Source organism: Amycolatopsis sp. EV170708-02-1, assembly GCF_022479115.1.
In the GTDB taxonomy this organism is placed as follows: domain Bacteria; phylum Actinomycetota; class Actinomycetes; order Mycobacteriales; family Pseudonocardiaceae; genus Amycolatopsis.
The window spans coordinates 1,838,536-1,857,868 of sequence record NZ_CP092497.1 but is presented as its reverse complement, the minus strand read 5'-3'; the positions used below and the strand labels follow the sequence as shown (position 1 = coordinate 1,857,868).

General features: G+C 68.4%; 21 protein-coding genes and 3 pseudogenes. 11 read left to right on the top strand and 13 right to left on the bottom strand.

Annotated features, from left to right (window positions below):
* Nucleotides 1-2: 2 nt before the first annotated feature.
* From MJQ72_RS08440 to MJQ72_RS08420, 5 genes and pseudogenes are all read right to left on the bottom strand, one after another.
* Nucleotides 3-434, bottom strand: coding sequence for a hypothetical protein (locus MJQ72_RS08440; RefSeq protein WP_240598569.1), 432 nt, complete (start codon nucleotides 432-434; stop codon nucleotides 3-5).
* A 251-nt stretch (nucleotides 435-685) separates the two neighbouring features.
* A complete protein-coding gene (locus MJQ72_RS08435) occupies nucleotides 686-2,305 on the bottom strand; it encodes an acyl-CoA dehydrogenase family protein (RefSeq protein WP_240598568.1) in 1,620 nt (539 codons plus the stop codon).
* Nucleotides 2,289-2,894: a TetR/AcrR family transcriptional regulator gene (locus MJQ72_RS08430; RefSeq protein ID WP_240598567.1), complete on the bottom strand. Its 606-nt coding sequence runs from the start codon at nucleotides 2,892-2,894 to the stop codon at nucleotides 2,289-2,291. The genes MJQ72_RS08435 and MJQ72_RS08430 overlap by 17 nt, the downstream gene beginning before the upstream one ends.
* Before the next feature lie 32 nt (nucleotides 2,895-2,926).
* Nucleotides 2,927-3,384, bottom strand: a pseudogene (locus MJQ72_RS08425) (peroxiredoxin family protein).
* 21 nt (nucleotides 3,385-3,405) lie between these two features.
* Nucleotides 3,406-3,939: an RNA polymerase sigma factor gene (locus tag MJQ72_RS08420; RefSeq protein WP_240598566.1), complete on the bottom strand. Its 534-nt coding sequence runs from the start codon at nucleotides 3,937-3,939 to the stop codon at nucleotides 3,406-3,408.
* 144 nt (nucleotides 3,940-4,083) lie between these two features.
* Here MJQ72_RS08420 and MJQ72_RS08415 point away from each other — a divergent pair, with 144 nt between their 5' ends.
* From MJQ72_RS08415 to MJQ72_RS08400, 4 genes are read left to right on the top strand one after another with little or no spacing between them, the layout of a single operon-like run.
* Nucleotides 4,084-4,599, top strand: a complete 516-nt coding sequence (locus MJQ72_RS08415) for a DinB family protein (protein ID WP_240598565.1) — start codon at nucleotides 4,084-4,086, stop codon at nucleotides 4,597-4,599.
* A 2-nt stretch (nucleotides 4,600-4,601) separates the two neighbouring features.
* The gene (locus MJQ72_RS08410; RefSeq protein ID WP_240598564.1) at nucleotides 4,602-5,369 is read left to right on the top strand and encodes an NAD(P)-binding domain-containing protein; all 768 of its coding nucleotides are present in this window, start codon (nucleotides 4,602-4,604) and stop codon (nucleotides 5,367-5,369) included.
* On the top strand, nucleotides 5,366-6,124 hold the full coding sequence (locus MJQ72_RS08405; RefSeq protein WP_240598563.1) for a putative protein N(5)-glutamine methyltransferase: 759 nt from the start codon (nucleotides 5,366-5,368) through the stop codon (nucleotides 6,122-6,124). The genes MJQ72_RS08410 and MJQ72_RS08405 overlap by 4 nt, the downstream gene beginning before the upstream one ends.
* Nucleotides 6,125-6,134: 10 nt before the next feature.
* Complete coding sequence (locus MJQ72_RS08400) at nucleotides 6,135-6,776, top strand: class I SAM-dependent methyltransferase (protein WP_240598562.1); 642 nt, start codon at nucleotides 6,135-6,137, stop codon at nucleotides 6,774-6,776.
* A 1-nt stretch (nucleotide 6,777) separates the two neighbouring features.
* Here MJQ72_RS08400 and MJQ72_RS08395 read toward each other — a convergent pair whose 3' ends face one another.
* Together MJQ72_RS08395 and MJQ72_RS08390 are read right to left on the bottom strand one after the other, a co-directional pair.
* Nucleotides 6,778-7,617: a class I SAM-dependent methyltransferase gene (locus MJQ72_RS08395; protein ID WP_240598561.1), complete on the bottom strand. Its 840-nt coding sequence runs from the start codon at nucleotides 7,615-7,617 to the stop codon at nucleotides 6,778-6,780.
* Between the two features lie 49 nt (nucleotides 7,618-7,666).
* Nucleotides 7,667-8,502 (bottom strand): annotated as a pseudogene (locus MJQ72_RS08390) (SDR family oxidoreductase).
* Nucleotides 8,503-8,595: 93 nt separating this feature from the next.
* Here MJQ72_RS08390 and MJQ72_RS08385 point away from each other — a divergent pair.
* Nucleotides 8,596-8,964 carry a helix-turn-helix domain-containing protein gene (locus MJQ72_RS08385; RefSeq protein WP_240598560.1) on the top strand — a complete coding sequence of 123 codons (369 nt, stop codon included), beginning with the start codon at nucleotides 8,596-8,598 and terminating at the stop codon, nucleotides 8,962-8,964.
* On the opposite strand, the gene MJQ72_RS08380 is transcribed toward MJQ72_RS08385, so the two are convergent.
* The gene (locus MJQ72_RS08380) at nucleotides 8,933-9,361 is read right to left on the bottom strand and encodes a VOC family protein (protein ID WP_240598559.1); all 429 of its coding nucleotides are present in this window, start codon (nucleotides 9,359-9,361) and stop codon (nucleotides 8,933-8,935) included. The genes MJQ72_RS08385 and MJQ72_RS08380 overlap by 32 nt on opposite strands.
* Before the next feature lie 45 nt (nucleotides 9,362-9,406).
* Nucleotides 9,407-9,928, bottom strand: a complete 522-nt coding sequence (locus MJQ72_RS08375) for a DUF4303 domain-containing protein (protein WP_240598558.1) — start codon at nucleotides 9,926-9,928, stop codon at nucleotides 9,407-9,409.
* Between the two features lie 603 nt (nucleotides 9,929-10,531).
* Between MJQ72_RS08375 and MJQ72_RS08370 the strand changes: the two genes are divergently transcribed.
* Nucleotides 10,532-11,512, top strand: a complete 981-nt coding sequence (locus MJQ72_RS08370) for a tyrosine-type recombinase/integrase (RefSeq protein ID WP_240598557.1) — start codon at nucleotides 10,532-10,534, stop codon at nucleotides 11,510-11,512.
* 1 nt (nucleotide 11,513) lies between these two features.
* On the opposite strand, the gene MJQ72_RS08365 is transcribed toward MJQ72_RS08370, so the two are convergent.
* A complete protein-coding gene (locus tag MJQ72_RS08365) occupies nucleotides 11,514-11,897 on the bottom strand; it encodes a hypothetical protein (RefSeq protein WP_240598556.1) in 384 nt (127 codons plus the stop codon).
* Between the two features lie 66 nt (nucleotides 11,898-11,963).
* Here MJQ72_RS08365 and MJQ72_RS08360 point away from each other — a divergent pair, with 66 nt between their 5' ends.
* Nucleotides 11,964-12,743, top strand: a complete 780-nt coding sequence (locus MJQ72_RS08360) for a glycerophosphodiester phosphodiesterase (protein WP_240598555.1) — start codon at nucleotides 11,964-11,966, stop codon at nucleotides 12,741-12,743.
* A 57-nt stretch (nucleotides 12,744-12,800) separates the two neighbouring features.
* Here the strand turns inward: MJQ72_RS08360 and MJQ72_RS08355 are convergent, their stop codons facing one another.
* Nucleotides 12,801-13,475: a transglycosylase family protein gene (locus MJQ72_RS08355; protein WP_240598554.1), complete on the bottom strand. Its 675-nt coding sequence runs from the start codon at nucleotides 13,473-13,475 to the stop codon at nucleotides 12,801-12,803.
* A gap of 270 nt (nucleotides 13,476-13,745) precedes the next feature.
* On the opposite strand from MJQ72_RS08355, the gene MJQ72_RS08350 reads away from it, so the two are divergent.
* The 3 genes and pseudogenes from MJQ72_RS08350 (at nucleotide 13,746) to MJQ72_RS08340 (ending at nucleotide 16,508) form a co-directional block, all read left to right on the top strand.
* The gene (locus tag MJQ72_RS08350) at nucleotides 13,746-15,146 is read left to right on the top strand and encodes an MFS transporter (RefSeq protein ID WP_240598553.1); all 1,401 of its coding nucleotides are present in this window, start codon (nucleotides 13,746-13,748) and stop codon (nucleotides 15,144-15,146) included.
* 30 nt (nucleotides 15,147-15,176) lie between these two features.
* Entirely contained in the window at nucleotides 15,177-15,935 is a 759-nt protein-coding gene (locus MJQ72_RS08345; protein WP_240598552.1) for a thymidine kinase, read from the top strand.
* Between the two features lie 226 nt (nucleotides 15,936-16,161).
* Nucleotides 16,162-16,508, top strand: a pseudogene (locus MJQ72_RS08340) (RNA polymerase-binding protein RbpA).
* A gap of 127 nt (nucleotides 16,509-16,635) precedes the next feature.
* Here MJQ72_RS08340 and dapA read toward each other — a convergent pair.
* The gene (gene dapA / locus MJQ72_RS08335) at nucleotides 16,636-17,541 is read right to left on the bottom strand and encodes a 4-hydroxy-tetrahydrodipicolinate synthase (protein WP_240598551.1); all 906 of its coding nucleotides are present in this window, start codon (nucleotides 17,539-17,541) and stop codon (nucleotides 16,636-16,638) included.
* Between the two features lie 73 nt (nucleotides 17,542-17,614).
* Here dapA and MJQ72_RS08330 point away from each other — a divergent pair, with 73 nt between their 5' ends.
* Nucleotides 17,615-18,616, top strand: a complete 1,002-nt coding sequence (locus MJQ72_RS08330; protein ID WP_240598550.1) for a LysR family transcriptional regulator — start codon at nucleotides 17,615-17,617, stop codon at nucleotides 18,614-18,616.
* Here MJQ72_RS08330 and MJQ72_RS08325 read toward each other — a convergent pair.
* Nucleotides 18,509-19,294 (bottom strand): SDR family NAD(P)-dependent oxidoreductase, encoded by a 786-nt coding sequence (locus MJQ72_RS08325; protein WP_240598549.1) that lies wholly within the window; start codon nucleotides 19,292-19,294, stop codon nucleotides 18,509-18,511. The genes MJQ72_RS08330 and MJQ72_RS08325 overlap by 108 nt on opposite strands.
* Between the last annotated feature and the right edge of the window lie 39 nt (nucleotides 19,295-19,333).

The following is a 19,333-nucleotide window of genomic DNA, read 5'->3' as shown; positions in this document are numbered from 1 at the left end:
CGCTATTTCCGGCTGAGCCGGACGATCCCCTCGTCGCCCTGCACCGCGACGACGACGATCACCTGCCGGTTGATCTGGTGGGCCATCCCCGGCGGACCGGACACCGCCGCGCCCATCCCGCCCGAAGCCGGGGCGAGCCCCACCTTCCCGGCCTGGATCGCGACCGCGAGCGGTCCGGCGCCACCGTCGTTGGGGATCTGGTCGCCGGTCCGGACCAGCACCTCGCACTCGCCGTCGGCGCAGGCCCTCAGATCCCGTCCGTCCGCCGCGACGAACGGCGCACCGGAGGGGGCGGCCGCCCCCAGCAACGGCGCGCTCTCCGCGGGAGGCGCCGGACTCGCCGCCGCGAAGATCGGCGTCGGCGCGGCCGTCGCGCAGCCGGCGGCGAACAGCACCACGGGAACCAGGACCAGGCATCTTCGGCGATCGACCATGACCGAGGAACGTAGCCGACGCGAGAGCCCTTGCATGCACCCGAATTCCGCAATCCTGCGGCTGTTCGCAGTGCTCGGCGGCGGTCCGGCCGGGTGAATCGACCGGACCGCCGCAGCACGTGGTCACCCGGGCACTGAGAGTCCGAAACTCGCGCCCGAGTGTTCGCCGTCCAATCACGCGAGTTACGTCTCCAAGCACGCGAGATCGCCGTTCAAGCACGCGAGATCGCCCAAAGGGCCCGCGCGGAGACTCAGACCTCCGCGCGGGCGATGATCGCCCCCGTGTCCACTCCGGACGGAAGCGTCCCGAACGCGACACCCCAGTCGCCGCCCAGCCGCGACGCGCAGAACGCGTCGGCCACCGCCGGCGTCCCGTGCCGCACCAGCAGCGAACCCTGCAGCACCAGCGCCATCGACTCGACCAGCCGACGCGCCCGGTACTCGATGTCCGACAGATCGGACAGCTCCTTGCGCAGCCTGCCCACCGCGTCGTCCAGCCGGGCGTCGGCGCCGGACGCCCGCTCGACCTCGGTGAAATACGCCGCCACCGACTCGGGTTGCTTCGCCATCGCCCGCAGCGCGTCCAGCGCCGCGACGTTGCCCGAACCCTCCCAGATCGACATCAGCGGAGCCTCACGGTAGAGCCGCGGCATCCCCGATTCCTCGACGTACCCGTTGCCGCCCAGGCATTCCAGCGCCTCCACCGCATGCGAGGGACCACGTTTGCACACCCAGTACTTCGTCACCGCCAGCCCCAGCCGCCGGAACGCCTGCTCCTGCTCGTCGTCCGGCCGGTCGGTCGCCGACGCCAGCCGCATCCCGACCGTCGTCGCGGCCTCGGACTCCACGACGAGATCCGCCAGCACGTTGCCCATCAGCGGCTGATCCACCAGATTCGCCCCGAACGCGCGCCGATGCCGCGCGTGGTGGATCGCCCGCACGGCGCCGTACCGCATCCCCGACGCGCTCCCAACCGCGCAGTCCAGCCGGGTGTTGTTCACCATCTCGATGATGGTGCGCACCCCGCGGCCCTCCTCGCCGATCAGCCAGCCGATCGCGTCGTCGTACTCGATCTCCGACGACGCGTTGGACCGGTTGCCCAGCTTGTCCTTCAGCCGCTGCAGCCGGATCCCATTGCGCGAGCCGTCCGGCAGGACGCGGGGGAGCAGGAAACACGACAGCCCGCCCGGCGCCTGGGCCAGCGTCAGGAACATGTCCGACATCGGTGCCGAGGTGAACCACTTGTGCCCGACGATCACATAGCTGCCGTCACCGAGCGGACGCGCCGTGGTCGTGTTCGCCCGGACGTCGGAACCGCCCTGCTTCTCCGTCATCGACATCCCGGCGATGAGCCCGCGTTTCGAACTCGGCTCACGCAGCCCGAAGTCGTACTCCGTCGCCGCCAGCAACGGCTCGTACCGCGCGGACAGCTCGGGATTGAACCGCAACGCCGGCACCGCCGCGTACGTCATCGAGATCGGGCACGTGTGCCCCGCGTCGACCTGCCCCCACACGTACATCTTCGCCGCGCGTGCCGCGTGCGCGCCCGGACGGGGATCCCGCCACGGCGCCGCGTGCAGCCCGTAGGACACCGCGACGTCCATCAGCTCGTGCCAGTACGGGTGGAACTCGACCTCGTCGATCCGGTTCCCGACCCGGTCGTGCGTCCGCAGCACCGGCTCGTTCTCGTTGACCAGCCTGCCCCACTCCTGCGCCTGCTCACTGCCGGCGAGCCTGCCGAGGGCGTGCACCTCGGCCACCGCCCAGCCCGCGCCCGCGCGTTCCAGCCCCTCCAGCAAGGCCGGATCGGCGGCGACGTCGTACTCCGCCAGCGGCGGGACCTGATTGGTGACCTCATGAGTGACCGGCATCGGAACCTCCCAAGGAACGCAGGACGAAAGTGCGCAGCCCGGACACCTCGTCCGCACTGCCCGTGGTCAGCGGGCCGATCAGCACCTCCGCGGCCGCGCCGACGAGCGCCGCCGCGGTGACGTCCGCGTCCTGGGCGGGCAGGACCCCGGACCGGACACCGTCGGCCACGTGCTGGGCCACGACGTCACGGAACGAGCGCCGGAACACCAGACGCTCGGCCTCGATCGGCGCGTCGACGGGCTCGGCCAGCAGCGCGTACGCCATGCGCGGGGTCTTCAACGCGCGGCTCGCGAAGGTGTCGAAGACCGCCACGATCCGATCGGCGGGCGTACCGGGCCGCTCCGACACCTCGCGCACAGCCTCGACCTCACGCGTGACCACCTTGCGGAACAACTCCACGACCAGGGCGGCCTTGGTGGGGTAGTGGCGGTACACGCTGCCGACCGCCACCCCCGCCCGTTCCGCGACCGCCGCCACCGAGCAGCCCGCGTACCCGCGCTCGGCCAACTGCTCCATGGCGGCGGCGAGGACGGCGTCGCGCTGGGCGTCCAGACGCTCCTGGACCTTCGGTGTACGTCGATACGGCACTCAAGAAGTGAAGCACCGATTCACACCTTCAGTCAACGCACCTTCGCGAGCCCTTCCACGGCCTTGGCGATGCCCTTCTTGTCGTAAGCGCTGGTCGGCATGGTCGCCGCATGCGCGTGACGGACCACCCCGTCCCGGTCGAACAACACGCTGCCCGACTGCTGCAGCAGCTTCTTACCCAGCCCGAAGGCCTCGTGCGGCGTACCGCCCCGGCCGGTGACCACCCGGAACGGCACCCCGCGCTTCGCCCGCCACGCCTTGGCCTCCGCCCGGTCCTCGGGGACGGCGACCAGCACCCGCACATCGGCGGACGCCAGCTCCTCCGCCCGCCCACGAGATCCTTCACATGGCTGTTGCACACCGGGCACGACGTCGACCGCATGAAATAGATCAGCACGTTGCCCGTGCCACGGACCTCCGAAAGCCGGACGACCTGCCCGGACGTGTCCTCCAGAACGACCTCAGGGACCGTGGAACCGATTTCGAGCATGAAGACTCCTCAACAGAAAGGTCAGGAAGCGGGGTTGTCGAGAAAGGCACGGACCGTCGCCCGCGCGCGATGCAGCCTGGACTTCATCGCGGCCTGGCTCAGCCCGAGTGCGTCCGCCACCGCGCGGCCCGAATGGCCCTGGATGTCACGCATGATCAAGACGCGCCGCTGATCGGCCGGCAGCTCGGCGATCGCCGCCGCCACCCGCTGTGCCTCCAGCCGATCCAAGGCGTCCTCTTCGGCCGACACCATCACCGCGGAATCCGCCAGATCGTCACCACGCCACGCCCGGCGCGCCCGCCGAAGACATTCGTTGCGCACGATCCGGAACATCCACGACGCCAGCGCACCGGTGGCCCGCAACGTGCCGATCTTCCGATACAGGATGATCAGCGCCTCCTGCGCGGAATCCTCCGCGTCCTCCGGCGAAGCGCACAACGACCGCGCGAACCGCTGCACATGCGGATGGGAACCCGAGACCAAAGCGGCGATGGCGGACGCGTCCCCGCCCTGCGCCGCCACGATCAACGAGTCCCGCGGCCACTCGGCCTCCACGACGAACCTCCTCCCGCGCCGGGCTTGTCCCGGCCCTTACAAGAGCCAGGAACCCCGCGAAAGGATTCAGCCCGTCCCACGTGACCCCGCTCACCCCGGCAGGCGCGCCCGAATCCCATGTCACCCGATGGCATGATCGCCGCTATGACATGGACCGCCCCCGAGGTCACTCGGCCGTCCGGCGACACCGCCGCCGACGAACGGATCCTCCTGCCCTCCCTGCTGACCTGGCACCGCAGCACCTTCCTCCACAAGCTCGCCGGTCTCACCGGAGAACAGCTCGCCACGGCGTCGGTCCCGCCGTCGAACATGACCCTCCTCGGCCTCATCCGGCACCTCGCCAAGGTCGAACGCTTCTGGTTCCGCCTGCGCTACGCCGCACAGGACATCGAACCGCTCTACGACCCCGCCCTCGGCAAGGACCACGACTTCGAAGTCCTCGACGCCGCCAAAGCCGAAGAGGCCTACGACATCCTCCTCGAAGAGATCCGGCTGGCCGACGAGGCCGCCGCCGGAGGATCCCTCGACGACACCTTCGACCTCGGCGGAAACCCGTTCTCGCTCCGCATGCTCTACCTCCACATGATCGGCGAATACGCCCGCCACAACGGCCACGCCGACCTCATCCGCGAACGCGTCGACGGCCACACGGGAGCCTGACCATGGACTACGGATTCATCGGCGCGGGAGAGATCACCGCCGCCATCGTCGAAGGCCTCAGCAAGGACATCGCCGACCCGCCCTCGATCTTCCTCTCACCCCGAAGCCGCAGCGTCGGACTAGAACTCTCGGCACGCTTCGCCAACGTCGAAGTCCGCGACAGCAACCAGGCCGTCGTCGACAGCGCCACGACGATCATCCTCGCCGTCCGCCCGCCGATCGCCGAAGAAGTCCTCCGCGATCTGACCTTCCGGCCCGAGCACGTCCTGATCAGCGCCCTCGCCGGCGTCCCCCTCGACCGGCTCCGCGACTGGGCAGCCCCGGCAGGCGAGATCGTCCGCAGCATCCCGCTGCCACCCGCCGCGCGCCGTCAAAGCCTCACCGCGATGTACCCCGACAACCCCGAAGCCCGAGCCCTCTTCGACAGCATCGGCGGCAGCATCGTCCCCGCCGCCGAAAAGGACCTCGACGTCTTCAGCGGCGCCACCGCCACCTTCGCCGCCCACCTCGATTATCTCGGCACCATCGCCGCCTGGATGACCGACCAGGGCATCGAGGACACCACGGCGACCGCCTTCACCAGCCACATCTTCGGCCAGCTCGGCCACTCCCTCGCCGAACAGAACGGCTCCCTCGAGACCCTCACCGGCAAACACATGACCCCCGGCGGGCTCAACGAACAATTCCTCACCGACCTGCGCACCAACGGCGTCCCCGACACCGTCCGCGAGGCCCTCGACGGAATCCTCACCAGACTGCGGGACAAGTGACCATCATCGACAAGCTGCGGGCCGCCGGATGCGTCTTCGCCGAAGACGAAGCCCAGCTCCTCACCGCCGAAGCCCACACCCAAGCCCAACTCGACACCATGGTCCAACGCCGCGTCGACGGCGAACCACTCGAAGTCATCCTCGGCTGGGCCGGGTTCCACGGACTCCGCATCGCCGTCGAACCCGGCGTCTTCGTGCCACGGCAACGCTCCGAACTCCTCGTCCGCCACGCCGTCGCCCTCGCCGGACCGGGAGCGGTCGTCCTCGACCTCTGCTGCGGAACCGGCGCGCTCGGCGCGGCCATCGCCGCCGAACTCGGCGAAATCCGGCTCTACGCGGCCGACATCGAACCCGCCGCCGTCCGCTGCGCTCGCAAGAACGTCGCCCAAGCCGGGGGAGAGGTCTTCGAAGGCGACCTGTACGCACCGCTTCCCGCGGCGCTACGAGGCCGCGTCGACATCCTGGTCGTCAACGCCCCGTACGTCCCCACCGACGCCATCGCGATGATGCCGCCCGAGGCGCGCGACCACGAACCCCGCGTCGCACTCGACGGCGGGCATGACGGCGTCGACGTCCACCGCCGAGTCGCCGCCGAAGCCCTCCAATGGCTCGCACCCGGCGGGCACCTGCTGATCGAAACCGGGGAAAGTCAAGCCGCGAGCACCGCGGAAGCCATGGCGCACAACGGTTTGACCCCCGAAGTGAGCACCGACGACGAGCTGTACGCGACGATTGTTGTCGGTGCCCGGGGATAGGGTCGCCGCCGTGACCGACTACCTCCACACCACCCGCACCGCCTACGACACGGTCGCGGCCGACTATGCCGAACTCCTCCGCGACCACCTCGCCGGCTCCACCTGGGACCGGGCCGTGCTCGGCGCGTACACCGAGCTCGTCCTGGCCGCCGGTGGCGGCCGCGTCGCCGAAATCGGCTCCGGCCCCGGCCGCATCACCGAGTACCTCCACAGCCTGGGGCTCGACATCCACGGCGTCGACCTCTCCCCGGAGATGGTCGCCGTCGCCCGGAAGTGGTATCCCCACCTCGACTTCCAGGTCGGGGAGATGCCCGGTCTGTCCTTTGAGGACGGTGCGCTCGCCGGCGTCGTCGCCTGGTACTCGATCATCCACACCCCACGAGAGCGGCTGCCGGAGGTCTTCGCCGACTTCCACCGGATCCTCGCCCCGGGCGGCCACCTGCTGCTCGCCTTCCAGGTCGGCGACGAAGTACGCCACATCGAGCACGCGTACGGCCACGACATCTCCTGCGACGCCTACCGCCTGGCGCCCGAGAAGATCGCCGCACAACTGGGGGAGGCCGGCTTCGGCGTGCTCTCCACCCTCGTCCGGGAGCCGTCCGAGGAGTTCGAAAGCACCCAGCAGGCCTACCTGATCGCCCGCAAGCAGTAGCTCAAGGGCGCCGCGCCTCGACGAGCCAGGCCGCCGAGCCGTAGAAAACGCCTCGGTCGGTCTGGTGCTCGGCGAGATCCGCGCGCAGAGCCTGGATGGCACCGTCCCGCGTGGTGCCATCCAGGTCGCCCAACCGCCCACCGTGCTGCTCGACGATGAACTCGGCCGCGTCGTCGACGTCCTCACCGAAGTACATCGGCTTGTTCACCGCGGTGCACTCGATGTCGGCGTACCCGGCGGAGCTCAGCAGCTCTTCGATCTCCCTGGGGTCGCTCAGCGCGAGATCCGCCGACGGCACCACACGGCCGGCCGCGAAGATCGTCCGGAACGTGGTGATCCACTCGTTGAGCCGAAACGGCTGCCACGTCAGCAGGACAAGACGGCCACCCGGCCGCGTCGCCCCGGCCAGATTGGCGAACGCGGCCAGGGGAGTACCGAAGAACATCGAGCCATGCCTGCTGATCACCACGTCGAACCGCGCCTCGGCGAACGAGTGGACCTGCGCGTCCGCCTGTTCGAAAGAGACATTGGGAACACGCTCTTCCTCGGCGAGCCGACGAGCGACGCCGAGCATCTCGCTGGAGAGATCGACACCCAGCGCCGAACCCTCGGCAGCCAGCCGGGCTGCGTCCCGTGTCGTCTGGCCGGCACCACAGCCGACGTCGAGGACCCGGTCCGCCGGCTGGATATCCGCCGCGGCGAAGAAGACGTCCCGATACGCGGCGACACCATCGTTGAAACGCTGCGCACGCTTCGCCCACAGCGAGCCGTCGTCACCGTCCCATGCCTTCAACATCCGCTCGTTGGACGGATCGACACGCACAGCGGTGCTCTCGGACATTTCGGCAACCCCCAGATTCGGTATCCGGGGACGACCCTAGCGCGACTCGTCAGCGGAACGCGGCGACGTTCCGGGCAGCCCACTCGGCGAACGATCGCGGCGCGCGACCGAGCACCCGCTCCACGTCCGGACTCACCCGCAACTCGGCCGGAGTCGGCGAACCGATGATGTCCAAGGTGTCGTCCGCGAGCTCCGCCGGCATGCTCAGGACCATCCCAGCCTTGGCCTCTTCCCGGGTGAGCTCCTGAAAACGCACCGGCGAGCCCAACGCGCCGGCGAGTGCCGCCGCCTGCTCCCGCGGCGTGATCACCGCCGGACCGGTCAGCTCGTACACCTCACCGAGATGACGATCGTCCACCAGACAAGCGGCCGCGACCTCCGCGATATCCGCCGGATCGACGACCGGCACCCCGATATCCCGAACGGCGCCGCGACCGCCTGCCGCGAGCGCACGGAATCGGCCCACCACAGAGCATTCGAGGCGAAACCACCCGGCCGCAGAGTCGCCCAGTCCAAACCGGACTCCCGCACCAGATCCTCCAGCTCGCGCATCGCGACCCGCGTCGTGCCGAACGGCCGCGTCGCCACGCCCAGCGTCGAGAGCAGCACGATCCGGCGAACACCCGCCGCCACGGCCCGTCCGACGATCTCGGCCGGGTTCGCCCCGACCGCATGCAGATCACCGGAAAGCAGCAGGAACAACGCCTTCGCCCCGGCCAAGGCGGGTTCGAGCGTGGCGGGCTCGGCCAGGTCGGCCACCACGTGCCTGCCTCCCGGCGGTGTCGCGACGTGCCGCGACACCGCCGTCACCTGCTCGCCCGCCTCGGCCAGTGCCTGCGTCAACGGCCTGCCGATGTTCCCGGTAGCCCCGGTCACCACGATCATGAACAACTCCTTCGCTCGATCCTTCTCGTGACGACGACGCTAGGGAGAGCGACTTACTTATCGTAAGTACATACCTGGAGGTAAGCTCCTGCCATGGCAGGAGGCACGCAGTTCAAACCGGCCGACACCGAGCCGCGGTATGAGGTGTTTCACACCGACTGTGCCGCCGCCGGCGTGGTCGGGCATGTCACCAGCCGCTGGGGGATCTGGGTGCTGATCTCCTTGCAGCGCAACGATCTCCGCTTCTACGAGCTACGCGAGAGCATCCAGGGGATCAGCGAGAAGATGCTCGCCCAGTCACTGCGCGCGCTCGTCCAGGACGGCCTGATCTGGCGACAGGTCGAGCCCACGACGCCGCCACAGGTCACCTACGGGCTGACCGACTTCGGCCGGGACGTCAGCGAGCCGCTGATGGACTTGTTCGACCGGATCACCCGGCGGTCGGCTCCGGCCGCGGGGTGATGTCGAACATCCAGGAAACCCCGAACTTGTCCACGAGCGCGCCGGCTTCGTCGCCCCACAACTGTTTCTCCAGAGGCATGGTCACGGTGCCACCGGCGGACAATTGCTCGAAATAGCCACGGATTTCTTCGTCACCGCCGAGGTAGACCGCGACATTGTTGCCAGGGGAGTGGGGCACGTCCTCGACCTGCCCATCGACGTCGCAGGCCATCAGCGTGTACCCGTTCGGGGTGTCGAGCCGAGCGTGCATGACCTTGTCGGCGGCGGGTGAATCCGGAGAGCGGAAATCCGCGATCGTGCCGACTTCCAGCTTGCCTCCGAAGATCTCCCCATAGAATTCCATCGCCTGGCGCGCGTTCCCGTTGTACCTGATGTACGGGTTGAGTCGAGATCCCATGGCAAGAGAGCATTCCATCGGATACGCGACACCTTGTGTCGTGTATCAGCCGACGTCCCAGTAAGCCAGCCAAGCATCCAGCGCCGGCCCAGGTGGGTTGAGCCGACGAGCCCGGGCGACATTGTCCTCGTCGTCAGGAACGACCTCGGCCAGAATCAGGACTTCCGCACGAGCCTCGCCGACACCGAACAGTCCTTCGTCGGCCAGCCTGCGCAGTGCGGTCTCCATTGCACGCAGCCGAAGCTCGAACTCGGCGTCGGACGCGTCGTCGTCGAGATCGAACACCTCCGGCCGGGCGGCGAACAGATCGCGGACCGGCTTCAGGTGTTCCTCACCCAAGATCGAAAACGGGGAATCGGCATAGGAGTACCGGACGTCGTCGGCATCCGGCCGCTGAGCCAGCGCCTCGTGCGACCACGCCGACAGCGCCGGACCGAACGCTTCGCCGGGCGTCGTCAGCGTGACGTAGTAGAAGGTGTGGCCGGGGTTGTCACGGAACAGGTCTGCGACAGCCGCACGAGTGGCAGCGGTCAAGGCGTCAGCGAGGTCGACTTCGGTCGGGATCATCGGGGCATCGAACCACACCCCGCGGGGAAGACGCCCCACGACGCTTACTTGACATAATGTACATTATCGGCACTTTGGCCGACCTGGAGAACAGCGGTCGAGAGGGGCCTTCAGAGGTGGGCTGAAAGCGTCCTTCACCGCATGTCACGCAGCGAAAGCTCCCTTCGTCGCGTCTGACGCGGGCATGGCTCCCTTCGCTTCCGGGTGGGCTCGACCCAGCACCTGGGCGCCCATGCCGCCAGAGGGCACCCCCGGAGAGGCGAAACGGATGTCCGATCACCCGGCCTCAATACGTCACTGTGACGAATTGCTGGGGACGTCTCAAGCTGCCGATGATCATCGGAGGGCGCCAGGCGCGAGTGGATCTCGCCGAGTCGGCCGGCTCGGCGGCACCGGCGACCTGGAGACGCCCCGACGGTTCGAGGTGTCAGGAAAGGGTCGTTCAGGACGAAAAACGTCAGGAGCGACCCTTTCCTGACACCCGGAGAGGCAGCAGAGAGACCGAGATCCCCGCGAGGGGTTTCCGGATCCATCACTCCGTTTCATGCATAATCACTATTATGCATGAAACGGAATATAACCCAGTGTAAGACTGTCGGTGCCATGCGGTACAAGATGCTCATGAGGGTTTCCGAGGCACAGCAAGCCTTTTTCGCCGCACGTCGTCCCCGTAAGGATTCTCCTCACACCACCGACGCCTACCGTCGCGATCTCGCCGGCATCACCGCTCTTCTTCTCCGCGAGCTGGGCCGCTCCCCTGACGACCTCATGGTCGAGATGCTCACCGCCCAGGCACTCCGCAACGCCTTCGGCGCCTTCGCGGACACCCACGCGAAGAGCTCGGTTCTCCGTGCGTGGTCGACCTGGAACCAGTTCCTCACCTTCTGCGTGTCCGATGGGTTGCTCGCGGGCAATCCGATGGGCGCCGTCGCCCGGCCGAAGGCGCCTCCGTTGACACCGAAACCGTTGCGGGGTGAGGAAACCCCGGAGCAGTTGCTCGCGGCCGCCGCCGACGGTTCGCGCCGGACGCGGGATCCGTGGCCCGAGCGGGACGTCTTGGTGATCGCGCTCGGTCTGGTCGCCGGGTTGCGTGCCGCGGAGATGCGGGCGCTGACGGCGCGGTCGCTGGTCGGTCGTCAGGGCGAGATGCGGTTGCACGTCCACGGCAAGGGAAGCCGGGACCGATCGATCCCGGTACAGCCGATCATGGAGAAGATCATCGAGGAGTATCTCGCCTCCTGCCGCCGCCGGTTCCCGCAGCAGCGGTTCGGGCCCTCCACTCCCCTCCTCCGGGATCGGGCCGGCGAGCCGATCGGCCGCGGCGCGCTGGAGTACCTGGTCAAATCCTGCTACCGGTGGGCGGGTCTGCACGACCGCGTGCCGGTCGGGGCGAATCTCCACGCGTTGCGGCACACCTTCGCGACACGGCTGGCGGAGGACGGCGCGACGGCGTCGGAGATCATGGCGCTGCTGGGGCACGCGAGCCTGGCGACCAGTCAGAACTACATCGAGGCGACCGGTCGTGAGCAGCGGGCGGCGGCCGCGAGCAACCGGACGTACCGGGCGTTGGACGGGATCGTGTAGCTCAGCGGAGTTGTTCGAGGTCCTTGGCGGCCTGGGCGATTTCGCTCGCCAGGCTGCGGAGTTCGGCGACTGAGGCGCCGTCGTCGGCCGCGGTGACGACGTCTTCCGCGGCGCAGCGGAGCTGGAAGAGCCTGTCCTGCAGGGTGGCGATCTCGGTGTCGGAGAGGACGACGGCGTCTTCGGGGAGGCCGCTGCGTTGGAGGGCGGTCCGGCGTTCGTATGCGCGCTGGCGGCACGATTGCCCGCAGTAGCGGCGGCGCCTGCCGACGTTGCCGCCCTGTTCGAGCCGTCGGCCGCACCATCCGCAGTGTTTGGGTGCCCCCGCGCGGCGTAGCTCGGACACCTCTTCGGCGGACGTCTTCGGGTGTTCGGCCACTTCCCTCACGGTTCAGACCCTAGCTGGCCACCCGACGATCATGCCGGGGCCACGACCGAAGTGCACACTAGTGGGGTGCCGACACTGTTTCCGTACCTCGCTGATCCGCTCCCGCGTGCCTTCGCCCATCGGGGCTGGCACATCGGTGACCTGGAAGGACTGGAGAACTCGTTGCCGGCCTTCCAGCAGGCGGTGACGGAGGGTTACCGCTATCTCGAGACGGATGTGCACGCGACTTCGGATGGCGTGGTGGTCGTGCATCACGACGCGTCGTTGGATCGGACGACCGACGGCGCGGGGTTGATCTCCCGGCAGACGTGGGCGCAGCTCCGGACGGTCAAGATCGGTGGGCGTGTGCCGTTGTCCCGGCTGGAGGACGTGCTCGAGGAGCTGCCGGAGGCGCGGTTCAACATCGACGTGAAGTCGAACGAGGCGGTGGAGCCCTTCGTCCGGGCGATCGAGCGGTCCGGTGCGCATGACCGGGTCGCGGCGGCGTCGTTCTCCGACGCGCGGTTGGCCCGGATCCGGAAGCTGGCGGGGCCGAAGCTGGTGACGGCGATGGGGCCGCGTTCGGTGGCGGTGATGTGGGCGAACGGGTTCTTGCCGCTGTTCTCGCTGCGGGCGTTGTCGCGGGGTGCGATGGCGCAGGTGCCGGTGCGGCAGGGGCGGTTGAAGGTGGTGGACCGGGCGTTCCTGCGGCAGGCGACGCGTGGGGGTTTCGAGGTGCACACGTGGACGGTGGACGATCCGGCGGAGATGCGGTTGCTGCTGGATCTGGGGGTGCACGGGATCGTGACGGACCGGCCGGATCTGCTGCGTGAGGTGCTTCGGGAGCGGGGTTCCTGGCCTTCGTGAGCTGCGGCCTCGTGAGTGGTAAGGACGGTTAGAACCGTCCTTACCACTCACGAGGGGTCAGCGGGGTGGTTTGCCGTTCCAGGCGGCGTCCCAGGTCTTGGGGCCGAGTCGTCCGGAGTCGTTGATGCCGTTGGCGCGCTGGAGGGCGAGGACGGCTTCGCGGGTTTTGTCGTAGTAGCAGCCTGTTCCGGTGAAGCCGTAGCCGAAGGCGTTCATCCGTAGCTGGAACTGCTTGAGCGGGACGGCGCAGTCACCGTAGGCGTAGACCACGCCGGGCCAGGCGGGTTTGGGGCCGCCGGGCGGTGCGGGCGGGGTGGGCTTCGGTTTGGGCGCGGGCGGCGGGGCGGGCTGTCCTCCCCCGCCGATGTAGGCGGAGTCGGCGTAGGACGGGACGCGTTTGCTGCGGGCGTCGCTGTCGTTGCGGAAGCCGAGTTTGCCGGCGCATTCCCAGGGTTGCCAGCCGCGCATGCGGTAGAGGTAGAGGGCCCGGTAGTCCTGTTCGCGTGGGGTGGCCTGGTCGGGTCGTCCCTGGCCGCCGACGCTGCGCCAGGTGGGCAGGTCGAACTGGTAGGCGCCGTAATAGCCGTTGCCGGTGTTGATGTTGTAGCGCCCGCTCGATTCACACATGCGGAGCTTGGCCCAGTAGGAGCCGTGGGGATCCGCGGCGGCGGATCCGGTGGTGGCGATCTGCAGGCCCGTCACGGCTAGGGCGAGCAGGAGCGTTCTCGCCACTACGCGGTGTGCTGTGCGAAGGCGATGGGTCCTCATGAGCGGAACAGTAAATTCTGGACACTTGCTTCACAAGAGTCACAGCTCGCACACCAGCCTCACACGAAACACACGGGGATCGTGGCAGCGACACGCCGACGATGGTCGGGAAGGTGTCCGGCGAGGGTTCGTCTCGCGTCGAAACGAACACGGTCCGGACTCGTGCCGGACAGGTGGGTGTGATCACCAGTAGTCTCCCGCTGACCTCGACGTTCTCGACTTCAGGAGCTGTGCATGACGGTGGCCGTGACCCGTGAACGCAAGCGGGTGTGGCGGGCTTGGTACCTCTACGACTGGGCCAATTCGCCGTTCTATTCGTCGGTGATCACCGTCTTCGGAGCGCTCTATTTGAGTGAGATCGCGTCCGCGGACGCGAAGGCGAATTTCACCCTTAACGGGGACAGGGCGTGTACCGATTCGAGTGGAGCTTCGAGCACCCTGCAGAGCTGTGACGTCTCGTTGTTCGGGCTGCAGTTCCCCGCCGGCTCGCTTTGGGGGTACCTGCTGTCGATCGCGACGGTGACCCAGGTGCTGGTGCTGCCGATCGCCGGCGCGATCGCGGACCGCAGCAGGCACAAGCGGCGGATCCTCGGCGGGTTCGCGTTCCTGGGGGCGGTGGCGTCGGCGCTGATGTTCTTCATCGCGGGGACGAACTGGGAGGTCGGGGTCTGGACGTTCATCCTGGCCAACATCGGCTACGGCGGTGCGCTGGTCGTCTACTACTCGTTCCTGGTGGACATCGCGGAGCCGGACGAGCGGGACGCGGTGTCGTCGAAGGGGTGGGCTTTCGGGTACCTCGGTGGTGGTCTGGCGCTGGCTTTGCAGCTGGGGTTCTTCCTCGGCCACGATGCGTTCGGGGTGAGCGAGTCGCTCGCCGTCCGGATCTGCTTCCTGACGTCGGGGATCTGGTGGGCGGTGTTCACGATCCCGGCGGTGCGGGCACTCCCCCAGACTCACGTGCCGAAGTCGGGCGAGCGGGGCCTGTCGGTGTTGACGGCCGGGTTCAAGGAGCTGGGGCGGACGATCAAGGACGCGCGGGCCTATCCCCTGACGCTGGCGTTCCTCGGCAGCTACCTGGTCTTCACCGACGGGATCACGACGGTGGTGGCGGTGTCGGCGCAGTACGGCAAGGACGAGCTGAAGTACAGCACTCAGGTGCTGATCGTCACGATCCTGGTGATCCAGTTCCTGGCCTACGCCGGCGCGATGATCCACGGTGCGATCGCGGCCCGGATCGGGGCGAAGAAGACGATCTTGGGCAGCTTGGTGGCGTGGGTGGCCGTGCTGTGTTTCGCGTTCTTCATCGAGGCCGGTCAGCCGCTGCAGTTCTACGCGGTGGCGGTCGGGATCGGGCTGGTGCTGGGCGGGACGAACGCGTTGTCGCGGTCGTTGTTCGGGCAGATGATCCCGGAGGGCAAGGACGCGCAGTACTTCTCGCTGTACGTGGTCGGTGAGCGGGGGACGTCGTGGCTCGGTCCGCTGTTGTTCGCCGCGGTCGGGCAGATCACCGGCTCGTTCCGGTACGCGATCATCGCGCTGGTGATCTTCTTCGTGCTCGGTTTCGTGTTCGTGTGGCTGGTCCCGGTGCGCCGGGCGATCGAGGCGGCGGGTAACCGACCACCGGCGGTGCTGTGAGGACGGAGCGTGCCGATAGGGTCGGGCGTCGTGACCGTACTGAAGGAGAGTGGCCCGGATCCCACGGACGCGTTGTCGTCGGTGCCGGTGGCGGGTTCACGGCGGGGTGTGCCGGTCGTCGGGAAGTTGAAGTTCTGTTACGGGCCGATGGACTGCGGGAAGTCGACGCTGGCGTTGCAGATCGACCACAACCACGCGAGGCAGGGTCGTCGCGGGATGGTGCTGGTGCGGCATGACCGGTCCGGGGAGCCGCAGATCACCAGCCGGATCGGGTTGACGCGTAAGGCGATCGAGGTGGGGAACGAGACCGATCTGCGGTTGCTGGTGCGTGAGCAGTGGGCGGCCGGGCGGCACGTGGACTATCTGATCGTCGACGAGGCGCAGTTCTTGTCGCCCGATCAGGTGGATCAGCTGGCTGAACTGGCCGATGACGTCCAGATCGACGTGTACTGCTTCGGGATCGCGACGGATTTCCGGAGCATGCTGTTCCCCGGTGCCGCGCGGTTGTTCGAGCTGGCGGACGAGTTGCAGCCGGTTCAGGTCGAGGTGTTGTGCTGGTGCGGGCAGACGGGGCGGTTCAACGCGCGGGTGTCCGACGGTGAGGTGCTGCGGGCCGGGGACACCGTGGTGGTTGCGGATACCGAGCAGTCGCTAGTTGAAAGTTCACCGGTATCACGTTCCGAGGGTGAGTCGAACACCGTCCGTTATCAGGTATTGTGCCGTCGGCACTTTCGACTGGGCGACCTGGGGCCCGCCTCGGCCCAACACGGTCAGTTACGGTTGACGTGACAGGCGTACTACTAGCCCATCTGGGGGATATCCGCACCAAGATGGCCGTATTGACGTCACGCCAGAGCGCGAAACCACTCCTACTAGGAGAAGCTGTTGCCACCGGGTGACACAGCTCATCGTGAGCAAGGACATGCTTCCCAGGGAATCTCCTGGGCCTCATCGTCGTTGCATAGGGTGAGCATCACCCTGGCTCCACCCGGAGCTGACTGAAAGGACCCCCATCATGGCCGACCGTGTTCTCCGTGGAAGCCGGCTGGGAGCGGTCAGCTACGAGACCGACCGCAACCACGACCTCGCGCCTCGGCGCACCGTGCGCTACGCCTGCCCCAAGAACCACGAGTTCGAGGTGCCCTTCTCCGACGACGCCGAGATCCCTTCGGTGTGGGAGTGCAGGCTGCACGGCAGCGAGTCCGAGATCGTGGACGGCGGGCAGCCGGAGCAGAAGAAGGTCAAGCCCCGAGGACGCACTGGGACATGCTCCTGGAGCGCCGTTCGATCCCGGAGCTCGAAGATCTGCTCAACGAACGTCTCGCCGAGCTGAAGGGACGCAGGACCACCCGGTCCGCCTGACGCACGGCACAAGTAGCTAGCCCCACCACGAACCGGCGAAGCCCCCGCGACCTCCCTCCGCGGGGGCTTCGCCGTGTCCGGGGTCAGCCTCGTGAGTGGTAAGGACGGTTCTAGCCGTCTTTACCACTCACGAGGTCCTCACGAGAGCGCCGGTGCCGAGAGGCGCCAACGCGTCGCGCAGGCGCCGTAGGTGCTCGGGTGGCGATTCGAGGAGCGGGAGCCGGACAGCCGCGTGCTGGATGACGCCGAGCTCGGCGAGTGCGGCTTTGGCCATGATCGCTCCCTGCGAGGTGCGCATGACGGCCTCCGCCAGGGGAAGCAGCGCGGCGTTGAGCGATCGCGCGGTGTCGAGGTCTCCCCCGCGCACGGCGGCGATGAGTTCGGCGTTGCGGTCGGCGAAGGCGTTGCCGACGACGCTGACCAGGCCGGTGGCGCCCGCGGCGAGATAAGGCAGATTGAGCTCGTCGATACCGCAGTAATAGGCCAGCGGTGCGCGGTCCATGACGGCCATCGCTTCGAACAGGTCGCCCTTGGCGTCCTTCACGGCCCGGATCCGCGGGTGGCGGGCGAGTTCGATCAGGGTGGCCGCTTCCATGGCCGTCCCGGTACGGGCCGGGACGTCGTAGAGCATCACGGGCAGGTCGGTGGCGTCGGCGACCGCCTGGCAGTGCGCCACGATGCCGGCCTGTGTCGGCTTGGAGTAGTAGGGGCAGACGAGCAGGAGCGCGTCGGCGTCGGCTGCCTCGGCTTCCTTCGCGCGTCGGATGCAGGCGGTGGTGTCGTAGGTGCCGACTCCGGCGATCACGCGCGCCTGGTTCCCGGCGAGGTTCGCCACGGTGTGGACGAGCCGCGCGGCTTCGGCGTCGGTCAGGGTGGGTGACTCCCCGGTGGTTCCGCCGACGACGATGCCGTCACAGCCGGTGGTCAGCAGGTGGTCGACCAGGCCGGTGAGGCCGGGTTCGCTGAGCGCGCCGCCGGGTTCCATCGGGGTGACCATGGCGACGAGGTTGGAGCCGAAGAGGGTTTCGGTCATGTGGTCGATCTTCTCGGCGCCGATACCTGTGGTCCAGCGATGGTTTTTGGACGGTATTGCGTAGCCTGGCTTCATGATCGAGGTCGGGGCTCTGCGGGCGCTGCGGTCGGTGGCCGCGTTGGGGACGTTGGCGCGGGCGGCGGACGAGCTGGGATTCACGGCGTCCGCGGTGTCGCAGCAGATCAAGCGGCTGGAACGCCAGATCGGCCTGCCGGTGCTCGCTCCGGCAGGCCGCGGCGTGGTGCTGACTCCGGCGGGCCAGGCCGTCGTCGACTCCTCACTGGAGGTGTTCCAGGCACTCGAACGGTGCGCCGAGGCCGCCCAGTCGGTCGCGGAGGGCGCGCCGCGCGGTGTTCTCCGGGTGGCCGCGTTCTCGACCGGTATCCGCGGCCTGCTCGCCCCGGTTCATCCACGGCTTCTGACGCGCTACCCCGAACTCCGCCTGCACATCACCGAGCAGGATCCCGACCAGGCCCTGCATTCGGTCGAGGCCGGAACGGCCGACCTCGCGCTCCTGCATGACGCCGACGGTCTGCCGGTCCCGCTGTCCCCCGCGCTGTCACGGCGCCTGGTGCACACCGACCTCGGCGACGTCGTCATGGCCGAGACCCATCCGCTGGCACGGTCCGGGCCGCCGCTGGACGGTGCCGACCTGGCCGGGCACGCGTGGGTGACCAGTCCGCCGGGCACGGTCTGCCACCAATGGTTCCGCCGAGTGTTCGCCGGCCTTCCCGAAGAACCCGACGTACGGCACCTGGTGGACGACTTCTCCACCCAGCTGTCTTTGGTCGCCTCGGGCGAGGTCGTCGCGTTGATCCCGAGGCTGGCGCGTCCGCCCTTGGCCGCGGGGCTCGTCGCCCGGCCGCTGCGGCGCCCGCCGGCGCGCGAGGTGCACGCCGCGTGGCGCCGCAGTGCCGAGTCGAGCCCCGCGATCCGGGCGGTGCTGGCGGAACTCGGGGCGGCTCGGTCAGCTGGGGAACATGCTGGTCACGTTGACGAACGTGCCGGTGATCCCCATGGCATCGTCGGAGGCGAGGAACGCCAGCGTGGCGGCGACCTCGGCGAGACGCGGTGAACGCTTGGTCATCCGGGCCTCGGTGAGGCCGTCGAGCACGTTCTGCACCATCTCGGGACTCGCCGGCAGCTGGCTGTTCACCGCGGAGAGCTTCTCGGGCGTGAAGGTCTCCGGGATACCCGCGACCCAGATGCCGAGTGCGCGGACGCCGTGCGGCCCGATCTCGACGGCGAGATTGCGGATGAAGGTGTCCAGTGCCGCGTCGATCGAGCCCGTGGCGCCCATCATCGGGCTGCCCTGGGCGGATCCGCTGTCGAGGGCGAGGATGGCGCCGGAGCCCTGGGCGGCCATATGCCGGGCGGCGGCCCGTGCGGTGATGAAGTTCGTCGTGATTCCGGCGGTGATCGGGCGGACGTAGTCCTCGACCGACATCTCCACGAGCGGGATGCCCTGGATGTCGCCACGCGGGACGAGGTTGAGCGAGATGTCGAGGCTGCCCGCCTCGGCGGCCACGGCCGCCGAGTGCTCGTCGACCGCGGTCTCGTCCATGGCGTCGACCACCGCGACTTCGGCCAGTCCCCCGCTCTGCTCGATCTCGCCCGCGAGCTTCGTCAGCGCCGGCCGGTGCCGTCCGGTGAGGAAGACGCGGGCCCCGCGGGCGGCGAACTCCTTGGCGACGCCGTTGCCGATCGCCCCGCCGGCGCCGTAGATGATCGCGTTCTTGTTCTGGAGGCTCATGGGTTTCCTTCCGCGTGGTTGGGTTCGACCGTTGAGACG

What these genes read in the sequence shown, in the direction of transcription:
- MJQ72_RS08350 (WP_240598553.1), top strand. Translation starts at nt 13,746, where the DNA reads ATGACGGTGGCCGTGACCCGTGAACGCAAGCGGGTGTGGCGGGCTTGG.
- MJQ72_RS08395 (WP_240598561.1), bottom strand. Translation starts at nt 7,617, where the DNA reads ATGTCCGAGAGCACCGCTGTGCGTGTCGATCCGTCCAACGAGCGGATG.
- MJQ72_RS08370 (WP_240598557.1), top strand. Translation starts at nt 10,532, where the DNA reads ATGCGGTACAAGATGCTCATGAGGGTTTCCGAGGCACAGCAAGCCTTT.
- MJQ72_RS08385 (WP_240598560.1), top strand. Translation starts at nt 8,596, where the DNA reads ATGGCAGGAGGCACGCAGTTCAAACCGGCCGACACCGAGCCGCGGTAT.
- MJQ72_RS08380 (WP_240598559.1), bottom strand. Translation starts at nt 9,361, where the DNA reads ATGGGATCTCGACTCAACCCGTACATCAGGTACAACGGGAACGCGCGC.
- MJQ72_RS08325 (WP_240598549.1), bottom strand. Translation starts at nt 19,294, where the DNA reads ATGAGCCTCCAGAACAAGAACGCGATCATCTACGGCGCCGGCGGGGCG.
- MJQ72_RS08435 (WP_240598568.1), bottom strand. Translation starts at nt 2,305, where the DNA reads ATGCCGGTCACTCATGAGGTCACCAATCAGGTCCCGCCGCTGGCGGAG.
- MJQ72_RS08410 (WP_240598564.1), top strand. Translation starts at nt 4,602, where the DNA reads ATGGACTACGGATTCATCGGCGCGGGAGAGATCACCGCCGCCATCGTC.
- MJQ72_RS08415 (WP_240598565.1), top strand. Translation starts at nt 4,084, where the DNA reads ATGACATGGACCGCCCCCGAGGTCACTCGGCCGTCCGGCGACACCGCC.
- MJQ72_RS08375 (WP_240598558.1), bottom strand. Translation starts at nt 9,928, where the DNA reads ATGATCCCGACCGAAGTCGACCTCGCTGACGCCTTGACCGCTGCCACT.
- MJQ72_RS08330 (WP_240598550.1), top strand. Translation starts at nt 17,615, where the DNA reads ATGATCGAGGTCGGGGCTCTGCGGGCGCTGCGGTCGGTGGCCGCGTTG.
- MJQ72_RS08440 (WP_240598569.1), bottom strand. Translation starts at nt 434, where the DNA reads ATGGTCGATCGCCGAAGATGCCTGGTCCTGGTTCCCGTGGTGCTGTTC.
- dapA (WP_240598551.1), bottom strand. Translation starts at nt 17,541, where the DNA reads ATGACCGAAACCCTCTTCGGCTCCAACCTCGTCGCCATGGTCACCCCG.